A 12,840-nucleotide genomic window follows, 5' to 3' on the forward strand; every position below is an offset into this window, starting at 1 on the left:
TCCTTCCGCAAGGACGTTTCTCATGGATGTCATCACCGTGGGCATCGGCGTGTGCGTCGCCGTTGTCCTGCTCATCGCAGTGGTCATGCTGCTGGTCTTCTCCCGGCTGTTCCGCAAGGTGGAGCAGGGCAAGGCGCTGATCGTCTCCAAGATGCGAAAGGTCGATGTGACCTTCACCGGGCAGGTCGTCCTGCCCGTGCTGCACAAGGCCGAGGTGATGGACATCTCGGTGAAGACCATCGAGATCACCCGGGCCGGCCGGGAGGGGCTGATCTGCCGGGACAACATCCGCGCGGACATCCGCATCTCGTTCTTCGTCCGGGTCAACAAGACCGTCGAGGACGTGATCAAGGTCGCCCAGGCCGTCGGCACGGCGCGGGCGAGCGACCAGAGGACGCTGCAGGAGCTGTTCCACGCGAAGTTCTCCGAGGCGCTGAAGACCGTCGGCAAGCAGATGGACTTCACCGACCTCTACACCAAGCGTGAGGAACTGCGGTTCCAGATCATCGAGTTGATCGGCGTCGACCTCAACGGCTACCACCTGGAGGACGCGGCGATCGACTACCTGGAGCAGACGCCGCTGACCCAGCTCGACCCGGCCAACGTCCTCGACGCGCAGGGCATTCGCAAGATCACCGAGCTGACGGCCGTCGAGCACGTACGCACCAACGAGGCCCAGCGCGGCGAGGAGAAGGAGATCACCCGGCAGAACGTCGACACCCGGGAAGCCATCCTCGAAATGGAGCGCCGCCAGGCCGACGCGGAGATCAAGCAGAAGCGGGAGATCGACACCGTGCGGGCCCGTGAGGAGGCCGAGACGGCGCGGGTGGTGGAGGAGGAGCGGCTGCGGGCACAGGCCGCGTTCCTGCGCACCGAGGAGCAGCTCGGCGTGCAGCGCGAGAACCAGGCGCGCGAGGTGGCGGTCGCCGCGAAGAACCGTGAGCGGGTCATCGCCATCGAGACCGAGCGCATCGAGAAGGACCGCCTGCTGGAGGTCATCGCCCGGGAGCGGGAGACGGAGCTGACGCGGATCTCCGCCGAGAAGGAGGTCGAGGCGGAGAAGCGGGACATCGCGGAGGTCATCCGGGAGCGGGTGGCGGTGGACCGAACGGTCGCCGAGCAGGAGGAGTCCATCAAGAAGCTGCGGGCCGTGGAGGAGGCCGAGCGGCAGCGGCAGGCGGTCATCATCGCCGCCGAGGCCGAGGCGCAGGAGAAGCTGGTCAAGGACATCAAGGCCGCCGAAGCCGCCGAGCAGGCCGCCACGCACCGGGCGGCGGAGGAACTGACCCTGGCCGAGGCCCGGCTGAAGTCCGCCGACCTCGACGCGCAGGCCAAGGTGCGGCTCGCCGAGGGCATCCAGGCCGAGTCGGCGGCGGAAGGGCTCGCGGCCGTACAGGTCCGCGACAAGGAGGCCGACGTCATCGAGAAGGCGGGCCGCGCCGAGGCGGAGGCCACGCAGGCCCGGCTGCGCGCCGAGGCCGAGGGCGTACGGGCGAAGGCCCTTGCGGACGCCGAGGCGATCGGCGGCAGGCTGAAGGCCGAGGCGGCAGGCCTGACCGAGAAGGCCGCCGCGATGGCCGCCCTCGACGACGCGTCCCGAGGCCATGAGGAGTACCGGCTGCGTCTGGAGGCCGAGAAGGACATCCGGCTGGCCGGTATCGACGTCCAGCGTCAGGTCGCCGAGGCGCAGGCGACGGTGCTGGCGACCGGACTGGAGAACGCCGACATCAACATCGTCGGCGGGGAGTCGGTCTTCTTCGACCGGCTGGTGTCCTCGATCGCGCTCGGCAAGGGCGTCGACGGCTTCGTCCAGCACTCCGAGACCGCGCAGGCCCTCGCGAAGCCCTGGCTGGACGGCTCGTCGAGCTTCACCGACGACCTGAGCCGGATCCTCGGCTCGGTCTCCACGGCCGACGTACAGAACCTGACCGTCTCCGCGCTGCTGATGAAGCTCATGAAGACCGGCGACGCCACCCACTCCGGCCTGCTGCGGCAACTGATGGATAAGGCAGGCGAACTCGGCCTGGCCGACCTGCCGCTGACCGCCCTGGGCGGCAGCAACACGACCAACGGCGCCGTCACGGCGTGATCACCCGCGTCGACCGGAGCTGCCGCACAGGGGACGGCAGCTCCGGTCCGCACCTTTGTGAAGGGAACTGGATCCGATGACCACCGGCCCGGACACCGGTACGTACGAGGTCCTGCGCGACCGGCTCACCGCGCAGGCCGCCGAACTCGCCCGTCGGGCCGAGCAGCTCAACACCCGCCGCAGCGAAGAGTTCGGCTCGACGAGCCTCGAACTCACCCGTACCGAGCGGCTGTACACCGAGTACACCTGCGTGCCCCGCGACATCGTCTCCGTCGGCGATGCCCTGCTGTTCGGCCACCACGCGCCTTCCGCGCTCAGGGCCGAGACGAGGCCGGGCGACGTCCTCGCGCTGTACGACCGTGACCTGACCCGGCTGCCCGAGGACGCCGTGCCCGGCCTCCTCGACGACCCGGCCTTCGTCCGGGAGTTCGCCGCCCTCCACCGCTACTACCGCGAGACGCGCCTGCTCCGGCTGCGCCGCGTCGCAGGCAAGCTGCTGGCCGTCTTCCGGACCGGCAAGAAGGCCGATGACCTTCGCGTACTGCGCTGGGCGGTGACCGACGACGGCCGGGTCTCCTTCCTCGACGCGCGCGGGGAGCGTGACCATGTCTTCCCGGACGCACACGACTTCGCATGGGCTGAAGCGACCCGCGAGGACCACATTCCCGGCCGCCACCCGCACATATCCGTCCAGGGCGAGGTCTTCGTGTCGACGGTGGGCGGCACCCTCACCGTCAAGGTGGAGAACGACACCGAGACGGGGGAGGGCATCTACGCCGAGCCCGTCGACGAGCCGCTGCAGTCCCTCGCCGACGCGGACATCGCCTCCGCGCGCGTGGGTGCCCTCGTCCTGCTGCGGATACGCCCCTACAAGGAAGCCGCGTACCGGTACCTGGTCTTCCACACGGTCACCGGAACCGTGGTGCGTCTGGACGGCATCGGGCAGGCGTGCCGTCGCCTGCCCGAGGACCAGGGCATCGTCTTCCCGGGCGGCTACTGCCTGGCCACGGGCGCGCACAAGACCTTCCCCACGGACGCCACGGGGCTGGAGTTCGAGCGCATGGAGCGTTCGCCCAACGGTGAGGACGTCCTGTTCGTCTTCTCCGAGCGGGCCGAGGGGCACAGCCTTCTGCTGCCCTACAACGTGATCCGCAAGGAGGCAACCACCCCGCTGTCCTGCCACGGGTGGGCGCTCTTCGACGACGGCACGCTGATGGTGCTGCCGGGCGACAGCGGGGAAGCCACCCGTGTCCACTCCCTCCAGCGATGGAGCTCCCCCTACGTCTCCGACACCTACGCCGCCGCACAGCCCGTCGGCACCGGCCCCCTGGCGCGCGTCGGCAACGCTGGCCTCGTACGCGGCCTGGCCGACTGCCTCTCCCTCACGCGCGCCGTCGCCGGAACCGTCCCGACGACCGAGGTGTACGAGGCCCTGGTCGCCGACTGCGTGCGCGCCGCCGACACCCACCACTGGTTCACCGACCCGGAGTTGGGCGACCTGCGCACACCTCTGGAGGCGATGCGGGCCACCGCCGAGCAGGTACTGCGCGAATTCGAGGCCGTCCAGGCACTGACCCGGCAGGCCGCCGACGAACTCGACGCGGCATCCGCCCAAATCGCCGCAGTGGTACGCCGGCTGCGTGGCGAGGCCCCGCGTGGCGCCGACGCCTGGGTGACGGGGCTGACCGAACTGCGTCAGGCCCAAGGCCATCTGCTCACCCTCAAGGACATGCGGTACGCGGACACCGCCCGCATCGGCGCGCTCGCCGCCGACGCGGAGACCGAGCTCGCGTCGTTCGGACGGCGCGCGGTCGCCTTCCTGGCCCGCGAGGACGCCTTCACCGGCCACCACCAGGACATCGAAAAGCTCATCGCGGACGCGGAGGCGCTCGCTACGGTCGCCGAGGCCGTGCCGCTCACCGCCCGTCTCGACGCACTGACCGACGGGCTCCGGACCGTCACCGAGGTCGTCGCCGGGACCGAGAGCGGCGACGCCACGATCCGCACCGCCGTCCTGGAGCGCATCGCCGAGGTGCTGGGCGGCGCCAACCGCGCCCGTGCCACACTCGACGCCCGCCGCCGCGAACTCCTCGACCGCGAGGGCCGTGCGGAATTCGCCGCCGAGTTCGCCCTGCTGGGCCAGGCCGTCACCGGTGCGCTCGCCGTCGTGGACACCCCCGGCACGTGCGACGAACAGCTGGCGCAGCTGCTGGTACGGCTGGAGAACCTGGAGTCCCGGTTCGCGGAGTTCGACGACTTCCTCGGCGAACTGGCGGACAAGCGCACCGAGGTCTACGAAGCCTTCGCCGCCCGCAAGCAGACCCTGGCCGATGCCCGTGCCCGACGTGCCGACCAGCTCGCCGGCTCGGCCACCCGGGTCCTTGAGACCGTTGCCCGCCGTGCCGCGACGCTCGCCGACGCCGACGCGGTCGCCACCTACTTCGCCTCAGACCCGATGGTGACCAAGGCCCGGGGCATCGCGGAGGAACTGCGCGAGCTGGGTGATCAGGTACGGGCGGAGGAGCTGGCGGGGCGTCTGAAGGCCGCCCGCCAGGAAGCGTCCCGCGCCCTTCGGGACCGCACCGACCTCTACACCGACGACGGCCGCACCATCCGGCTCGGCCGCCACCGCTTCGCCGTCAACACCCAGCCCCTCGACCTCACGCTGGTCCCGCACAACGACGGCCTCGCCTTCGCCCTGGCCGGCACCGACTACCGCGCCCCGGTCACCGACCCGGACTTCGCCGCCACCCGCCCGTACTGGGGCCGCCTCCTGCCGTCGGAGTCGCCGGAGGTCTACCGCGCCGAACACCTCGCGGCCCGGCTCCTCGACGAGCTCGGCCCGGCAGCCCTGGCCTCCCGGAACGACCTCCCCGCTCTCGTACGGCGGGCCGCCGAGGAGGCGTACGACGAGGGTTACGAACGCGGCATCCACGACCACGACGCGACCGCGATCCTGACCGCGCTGCTCCGCCTGCACGACGGGGCGGGCACCTTGCGCCACGAGCCCGCGGCCCGTGCCGCCGCCCAGTTGTTCTGGGCGCACGAGGCGACAGCGGAGGTACGCGACGCCTTCACGCGCCGCGCGGTATCGCTCGCCCGTGCCCGCGACACGTTCGGCCTCGCCCCGGCGATCGCCGACTTCCAGGCGGAACTCGCCGCCGCGATCGGCGGGGACGGGGGAGAGGCTGCCGCTTACCTCTTCGAGGAGCTGACCCGCGGCCCGGAAGGCTTCGTTCTCAGCACCGGTGTCCGCACCCTGCTCGACACGTTCCGCCGCAAGGTGGGCACATCGGGCTACGACGAGGACCTGACCGCCCTCGACGACCTCCCCGCGCGCCGTCAACTGGTCGAGGCATGGCTGTCCTCGTACACCGCTGCCACCGGCACCGAGACCACGCCCGGGGACCTGGCCGAGGCCGTGGCGGCAGAACTCTGCCCGCGGCTGCCGCGCTACGCATCCGACGCGCCGCTGACCGAGACCGTGGGGGGACTGCTCGGCACCCACCCCCGCATCACCGACCGCACACTCACCGTCCGCATCGACGAACTCCTGGCCCGCACCCGCCGCTTCCGCACCCACGACGTCCCCGGCCACCGTGCCTACCAGCGCCGGCGCACCGCCCTGGTCGCCGCCGAACGCTCCCGGCTCCACCTCGACTCCTACCGGCCCCGGGTGATGTCGTCCTTCGTCCGCAACCGGCTCATCGACGAGGTGTACCTCCCCCTCATCGGCGACAACCTCGCCAAGCAGATCGACACCACGGGCGAGACCAGGTCCGCGGACACCGGCGGGCTGCTGTTGCTCATCTCCCCGCCCGGCTACGGCAAGACGACGCTCATGGAGTACGTCGCCGACCGGCTCGGCCTCTTCCTGGTCAAGATCAGCGGCCCGGCCCTCGGCCACACGGTCACCTCCCTCGACCCGGCCGCCGCCCCGAACGCGACCGCCCGCCAGGAGATCGAAAAGATCAACTTCGCTCTCGCGGCGGGCAACAACACCCTCCTCTACCTGGACGACATCCAGCACACCTCACCCGAGCTGCTCCAGAAGTTCATCCCGCTGTGCGATGCGACCCGCCGCATCGACGGCGTCCGGGACGGCGAGCCGCGCACCTACGACCTGCGCGGCAAGCGCTTCGCGGTCTGCATGGCCGGTAACCCGTATACCGAGTCGGGCAGTCGCTTCCGGGTTCCCGACATGCTCGCCAACAGGGCAGATGTCTGGAATCTCGGTGATGTCCTGACCGGCAGGGAGGACGTCTTCGCCCTCAGCTTCATCGAGAACGCGCTCACCGCGAACCCCGTCCTGGCCCCGCTCGCCGGCCGCGACCGCCGCGACCTCGACACCCTCATCCGGCTGGCGGCCAACGACCCCACGGCTCGCGCCGATCAGCTCACACACCCGTACGCTCCCGCCGAACTGGACCGCGTCGCGGCCGTGCTGCGGCATCTGCTCACCGCCCGCACGGCCGTCCTCGCCGTCAACGACGCCCATATCGCCTCCGCCGCGCAGACGGACGCCACCCGCTCCGAGCCGCCCTTCCTGCTCCAGGGCTCGTACCGCAACATGAACAAGATCGCCCAACGTATCCAGCCCGTCATGAACGAAGCCGAACTGGCAGCCGTCATCGACGACCACTACACGGCCGAGGCCCAGACCCTCACCACCGGAGCCGAGGCCAATCTGCTGAAACTGGCCGAACTGCGCGGCACCCTCAACCCTGGGCAGGCTGCCCGTTGGGCGGAGCTGAAGTCCGTCCACGTCCGCACTCAGCAGCTCGGCGGTGCGGAGGACGACCCGGCCGGGCGTGCCATCGCCGTCCTGGGACTGCTCGCCGACCGGATCGCCGCCGTCGAATCCGCCATCACCCGTGCGGGCCGTCCGTTGGGCGGAGCCTGAGCCGGCGTCGGTCCCGGCCGGTTGTGCGGTGCCCCAGCCCTTCCCTTCAGAGAACCAGCCCTTCCCTTCGGAGAAGCCGCGTTCACTCAAGACGGAGCGGGGCGACCCGTGCGGGGTGCTGGATGTCCGAGGAGTTCGGCCAGGCCCTGACGGGTGGTGGCGAGGACGATGCGGTCGTGGGGTTGGAGTACGTATTCGGGGTGGATGTTCCAGACCAGGCCGGATTGTGGGTCTTTGGCGTCGTCGGGGTGGGGGGAGGCGAGGTCGGGCCGTCGGTCGTCGGGGGTGGTGGGGTCGAGGGCCAGGACGCGCCAGGCGCCGGGGCGGAATGCCTCGGTGACGGTGCGGCCTTCGAGTTGGGGGTGGCCGGCGACGGTGAGGGTGGCGATGAGCAGGACGCGGCGTTCGATGGGGATGGCGCCGAGGATCTGGCGGCCCATCATGGCGCCGGCGAAGGCGGGGGCGGCGAGGGTGGAGACACTGCGGCTCTTGGTGAGGGCGTCGGGGTGGGCGGTGCGCAGGGTGCGGTAGACGGCGGTGGCGAAGTCGTCGTCGTACAGGCGTAGGGCCACCCGGAGGTCCGCCTTGACGGAGCGGGCGTAGAGGGCCGCTTCGAGGTTGGTGGTGTCCGAGCTGGTCAGGGCGAGGAGGGCGTGTGCGCGGTGAATCTTGGCGGTTTCCAGGACGCCTTCGTCGGTGACGTCGCCGATGACGGTGGGGACGCGCAGCCGCCGGGCGAGTGCGATACCGCGGGCTTCGGGGTCTTCCTCGATGCAGACGACGGGGATGTCGAGTTCGTGCAGCCGGGCCAGGACACGGGTGCCGATCTTGCCCAGGCCGAGGAGGACGACGTGGCCGGACAGCCGGTGGGAGGGGTGGCGTAGTTGAGAGGCGCTGCGGAGGGTTCCCAGGGCTTCGAGAACGGCGGCGACCATGACAGGCAGGAGCAGCAGTCCGAGGAATCCGGCGAGGAGTTGGAGGATCTGCCGGCCGTCCCGTTCGCCGACGGCGGGGTCGTTGATGGCCAGCAGGTCGAGCACCGTCACGTAAGCGGCGTGGCGGGGGTCGTCGCCGGTCACCGTCCAGGAGGCGAGTGCCAGGGCGAGCACGGCGCCGACCGCCCCGGTGAGCGACCACCGGAGCCGACGGGAGAAGAGTGAGCCGAGGGGTGCGGACCTGCCCGCCAGGGCGCCGGGACGAGTCGCCGGCCCTTCGTAGCTGACGGCTTCCAGAACCACCGTTCCCCGTCCGGTGGCGGAGGCGGCGCTGCGGTCGTCCGGCAACAGGAGCGGTGCCTCGTCTCCGCTGTTGTCCGAGCCTTCGGTTCCGGCGGGGTTGCTGGTGGTCGCCGAGAGGAGGGCGAGTGTGCACAGGCCGGGATCCGCGATCTCGCCACGGGCGGGCGGGGTGCGTTCCGCGGCGCGCAGGAGGAGCCCGTCAGCCTGGACGATCTTGCTGCTCCCGGCGATCGCGGTGGCGGCCAGGGACGGGGCGGCGGTGTCCGCGTCGGAGAGGACGGTCGTGGAGGCGTCGAGTTCGGCCGGGTCCAGGCCGGGCGCGGCGAGGAGGGCAGCCTGGTCGAGCAGCTCTTCCAGGTGCTGTCCGAGTTTGCGGTTGTACAGGCGGATCACCAGCCGCAGACGGGGGTTGCGGCGGCGGGCGATCAACGCGGCCCGGATGTTGGTCTCGTCGTCGTCATAGACCAGGGCGAGAGCTGTGGCCCGCTCGATGCCGGCTTCGGCCAGTACGGCTTCTTCCGCTACGGCGGCCTCCACCACCGCCACTCCGCCCTGGTGCTGAGGGGCGGGGGTCCCCGCCTGAGCGGGTGAACCGGCGGTCCGTGTCATCAGAGCCGTGACGCGCTCGCGCAGCGCCGCCGCCCGTCCCTCGCGGCGGACCGCCTGCGGGGACAAGGTGCGTTCGGTGCCCTGCGGAGTGGGTGGCACGACGAGAACCACCGACTGGTCGTAGAGGGTGTGCAGTTCGGAGGCCAGTCGGGGCGCGAGTGCGTCATCGCCGCAGACGACCATGTGGCCTGCCGAGATGTGGGGGTGCGGGGGAGCCTGCTGGGGGAGTGGGGACACACAGGTGGGGACTGCGCCATCGGGCGGACGGTTCCGTGCCGTGGTCACGTGGGCCGGACCGGTCAGGGCCACGACGACGCGACCGGGGCCGGGCCCGGACAGTGTGCGGTTGCTCCTCATGGGCGTCTTCGCGGTTGCCGGGACGGTGCGGGGCGTCGGGGCCCGACTGGGTGACAATGCTCTGTCAAAATTCCGTAAGGATCGTGTAAGTTTGCAGCAGGAGTGCCGGGAAGTCTGGTCGGCGATCAAGGGAGAAGTCTCTTCACCGATCGGGGGTTGCCTGTCATGGTGCTCGTCGCTGTCTTCGGCGCCGCACTGCTCATCGCGGTACTGCTCTCCGGGCTGGCCGCCCGGACCGTTCTGTCCACGTCCTTCCTCTTCCTCGTGGGCGGGGCACTGGTCAGTGACGGGCTTCTGGGCCTGGTCCACATCACACCGGACAGCGAGATCGTGTCGGTCACGGCTGACCTGGCGCTGTTCGCTGTGCTCTTCACCGACGGCATGCACGTCTCGTTCGCGAAGCTGCGGGCGAACTGGAAGAACCCGGCCCGCGCGCTGGGGCTGGGTATGCCACTGGCCTTCATCGGTACGGCACTGATCACGCACTTCCTGGTCGGGCTGGACTGGACGACCTCGTTCCTGGTCGGTGCGGTGCTCGCGCCCACAGACCCGGTCTTCGCCTCCGCGATCGTGGGACGCAAGGAAGTACCCGCCAAGCTGCGCCAGTTGCTGAACGTGGAGAGCGGCGTCAACGACGGACTGGCACTGCCGGTCGTCCTGATCCTGATCGCCGCTGCGGCCACCGGCGCCCACCAGCCCGTACACGCCTCCGCAATCGCCCTGGAGCTCGCGCTCGGCCTGGGATTCGGCATCGTGGGGCCGCTGTTGGTGTCGTGGCTGCTGCGGCTCCGGCTGCTGGGCGCGGAGCCCAAGCTGCAGCCCCTGCTGCCGCTGGCGGTCGGGGTGATCCTCTACGCCGCCTGCCACCTCACCCACGCCAACCCCTACCTCGCCGCCTTCTCCGCCGGCGCGGTCCTGGTCCATGTCTCCCCGGAGGCAAAGGAAGCGTTCGAGCCGCTGGGGGAGGCGCTGGCGGAACTGGCCAAGTTCGCCGCCCTGCTGGTGTTCGGCGCGCTGCTCACGCCCGCCCTCTTCGGGAGCCTGTCCCTGGGCGGCTATGCGGCCGTTGTTCTCGCGATCGCGCTGATCCGTCCGGCCTCGCTGCTGCTCTCCCTCGTCGGCACCAGCTTCACCCGCCGGGAAAAGCTGACCGCGGCCTGGTTCGGGCCGAAAGGCTTCGCCTCCGTCGTCTACGGCCTGCTGGTCCTCCAGGCCGGTATCCCCCAAGGGAAAGAGGCGTTCACCCTCATCGCCGTCTGCATCGCCTTCTCGATCATCGCGCACAGCAGCACCGACGTCCCGATCGCCCGGATGTTCCACGTCGACGACCTCGTCGGCATTCCCGACGACCACGATCGCCCGCTCCCGCCGACCCGCGCCGACGGCCCGCCGGCCGCAGCCGCTGCCACCCGCACCGCCCAGTGAAGGCCCCGGTCGTGCGTGTCCGCAACGAGGCGAGACCCACTCATCCACGTCGGGCTCATCCACGTCGGGCGACGATGACGTCCTGTCAGCTGCCCCTCAGCTCGTCGGGCTCCGCCGCCGAGAACGCTCGTCCTGGACCCCGGAGACCTGCCATACCCGACCGCGCCCGCCCCGCGCCTCCGGCAGGCCCGGCTCGTGGCGAGTGCCGAAGCTGACGCCTGTGGCGGTTCCGTCTGCTCTGGTGGATCACCACAACCCTGCTGATCTACCACTTGTCCTTGCTCGGCGAGTCGTGAGAAGTCTCTGCTGGACTACGCACAACCCGTGAACCACCCGCAGAGCGAAAGGACCCCGCCGTGCGCGCACGCGACCTGGCACAGGATTACGAAGCGGTCCGGCTGACCGGCGATGCCATGGAGGCCGCCCGCTTGATGGCCGAGCACCGGCTGCCCGGCCTGCTCGTCCTGGACGACAGCGACGAGCCGACAGCGATCCTGCCCGCCTCCCAGCTGATCAAGATGCTGGTCCCGCCCTACGTACTCGAGGACCCCACCCTCGCCGCGGTGATCGACGAACGCCATGCGGACCGGCTGTGCGAGAGCCTGCGAGGCCGACGGGTGGCGGACTGCCTGTCCCGTACGGCCACACCGCCTCCGATCGCCGCACCCGACGACACCGCCGTGGAAGTCGCCGCGCTGATGGCACAGGCGCGCAGCCCGCTGGTAGCGGTCGTCGACCGCGACCGGGACGGCGCCCGACTGCTCGGCGTGATCACCGCTTTGCACCTGCTGAACGCATTGCTGGAAGCCGCCAACCCTGGAGAGAGATGAGCGACTGGCACACCTGGGCGGCGATCGTCGTCTTCGCCGGCACCTACGCCCTGATCATCAGCGAGAAGATCCACCGGGTCGCCGCCGCCCTCGGCGGCGCCGGCCTGATGCTCGCCATCGGCGCCACCGACGATGTCTCCGCTTTCTACTCCGAGGACTCGGGCGTCGACTGGAACGTCATCTTCCTGCTGATGGGCATGATGATGATCGTCGGCGTACTCCGGAAGACCGGCCTCTTCGAGTACCTCGCCATCTGGTCGGTGAAGAGAGCGCGCGCCAGACCCTTCCGGGTGATGGCCATGCTGATAGTGATCACTGCCATCGCCTCGGCCCTCCTCGACAACGTCACCACGGTGCTGCTGATCGCACCCGTCACCCTGCTGGTGTGCGAGCGCCTCGCACTCCCCGCAGCGCCCTTCCTGATCGCCGAGGTCCTCGCCTCCAACATCGGCGGCACCGCCACCCTCGTCGGCGACCCACCCAACATCATCATCGCCAGCCGCGCCGGACTGACCTTCAACGACTTCCTCGTCCATCTGGCACCGCTGAGCGCGGTCCTGACGGTCGTCCTGATCGTGATGTGCCGCTTCCTCTTCCGTAAGACGTTCGTCTACGACGAGGACCGCGCCACCGACATCATGGAGCTCGACGAACGGGAAGCCATCAAACGCCCGCGCCTGCTCATCCAGGGCCTGATCGTCCTGGCGCTGGTGACGGCGGGTTTCGTCCTGCACCCGGTGCTGCACTACGCGCCCAGCATCGTCGCCCTCCTGGGCGCCGGCCTCCTCATCGCCGCCTCCACGGCCGACACCAGCGATGTCCTCAGCGAGGTCGAATGGCCCACGCTCGCCTTCTTCGCGGGCCTGTTCATCATGGTCGGCGGCCTCATCGACACCGGCGTCATCAAGGAGGCCTCCCACGCCCTGGCGGGCGCCATCGGTGGTAACGAAGCCGGCGGCTCGATGATGCTGCTCGGCGCATCCGCAGTCCTGTCGGGCATCGTCGACAACATCCCCTACGTCGCCACCATGGCTCCCCTCACCCAGGACCTTGTCCACCAGATGGGCGGCGCGCCCGACCACGTCATGTGGTGGGCCCTCGCCCTCGGCGCAGACCTCGGCGGCAATGCCACCGCCATCGGCGCCTCCGCCAACGTCGTCGTCCTCGGCATCGCCGAACGCAACCGCCAGCCCATCACCTTCTGGCAGTTCACCAAGTACGGCCTGGCCGTCACCGCCGCCACCGTCCTGGTCTCCGCTCTCTACATCTGGCTGCGCTACTTCGCCCTCGCCTGACCGTCCACCAGCCGGCTTCTGACGGACCGACATCTTCGCTGACTCCATACCTGGAACAGACCAGCCCGGTGGAGGCCTCGCCGTCGCAAGGACG

The 12,840-nt window shown here is 70.2% G+C and carries 6 protein-coding genes; 5 read left to right on the forward strand and 1 reads right to left on the reverse strand.

Going from position 1 to position 12,840, the window contains the following annotated elements; genetic code table 11:
* Nucleotides 1–22 precede the first annotated feature (22 nt).
* Both ACFY12_RS10425 and ACFY12_RS10430 read left to right on the forward strand, forming a co-directional pair.
* Nucleotides 23–2,089 (forward strand): SPFH domain-containing protein, encoded by a 2,067-nt coding sequence (locus ACFY12_RS10425; protein WP_390715360.1) that lies wholly within the window; start codon nucleotides 23–25, stop codon nucleotides 2,087–2,089.
* A 76-nt stretch (nucleotides 2,090–2,165) separates the two neighbouring features.
* Nucleotides 2,166–6,992: a DNA repair ATPase gene (locus tag ACFY12_RS10430; protein ID WP_390715361.1), complete on the forward strand. Its 4,827-nt coding sequence runs from the start codon at nucleotides 2,166–2,168 to the stop codon at nucleotides 6,990–6,992.
* An 86-nt stretch (nucleotides 6,993–7,078) separates the two neighbouring features.
* On the opposite strand, the gene ACFY12_RS10435 is transcribed toward ACFY12_RS10430, so the two are convergent.
* The gene (locus tag ACFY12_RS10435) at nucleotides 7,079–9,022 is read right to left on the reverse strand and encodes an NAD-binding protein (protein WP_390715701.1); all 1,944 of its coding nucleotides are present in this window, start codon (nucleotides 9,020–9,022) and stop codon (nucleotides 7,079–7,081) included.
* 339 nt (nucleotides 9,023–9,361) lie between these two features.
* Between ACFY12_RS10435 and ACFY12_RS10440 the strand changes: the two genes are divergently transcribed.
* The 3 genes from ACFY12_RS10440 to ACFY12_RS10450 all read left to right on the forward strand — a co-directional run bounded on the left by ACFY12_RS10440 (nucleotide 9,362) and on the right by ACFY12_RS10450 (nucleotide 12,746).
* On the forward strand, nucleotides 9,362–10,621 hold the full coding sequence (locus tag ACFY12_RS10440; RefSeq protein WP_390715362.1) for a cation:proton antiporter: 1,260 nt from the start codon (nucleotides 9,362–9,364) through the stop codon (nucleotides 10,619–10,621).
* Nucleotides 10,622–10,977: 356 nt separating this feature from the next.
* Nucleotides 10,978–11,451: a CBS domain-containing protein gene (locus tag ACFY12_RS10445; protein WP_390715363.1), complete on the forward strand. Its 474-nt coding sequence runs from the start codon at nucleotides 10,978–10,980 to the stop codon at nucleotides 11,449–11,451.
* The gene (locus ACFY12_RS10450; protein ID WP_390715364.1) at nucleotides 11,448–12,746 is read left to right on the forward strand and encodes an ArsB/NhaD family transporter; all 1,299 of its coding nucleotides are present in this window, start codon (nucleotides 11,448–11,450) and stop codon (nucleotides 12,744–12,746) included. Before ACFY12_RS10445 ends, ACFY12_RS10450 begins: the two co-directional genes overlap by 4 nt.
* Nucleotides 12,747–12,840 lie beyond the last annotated feature (94 nt).

The sequence above is a fragment of the Streptomyces sp. NPDC001339 genome (genome assembly GCF_042895955.1).
In the GTDB taxonomy this organism is placed as follows: Bacteria; Actinomycetota; Actinomycetes; order Streptomycetales; family Streptomycetaceae; genus Streptomyces.

Bases quoted from the DNA above. Each gene is read 5' to 3' on its own strand.
- ACFY12_RS10425 (WP_390715360.1), top strand. From the start codon at position 23: ATGGATGTCATCACCGTGGGCATCGGCGTGTGCGTCGCCGTTGTCCTG.
- ACFY12_RS10430 (WP_390715361.1), top strand. From the start codon at position 2,166: ATGACCACCGGCCCGGACACCGGTACGTACGAGGTCCTGCGCGACCGG.
- ACFY12_RS10435 (WP_390715701.1), bottom strand. From the start codon at position 9,022: ATGGTCGTCTGCGGCGATGACGCACTCGCGCCCCGACTGGCCTCCGAA.
- ACFY12_RS10440 (WP_390715362.1), top strand. From the start codon at position 9,362: ATGGTGCTCGTCGCTGTCTTCGGCGCCGCACTGCTCATCGCGGTACTG.
- ACFY12_RS10450 (WP_390715364.1), top strand. From the start codon at position 11,448: ATGAGCGACTGGCACACCTGGGCGGCGATCGTCGTCTTCGCCGGCACC.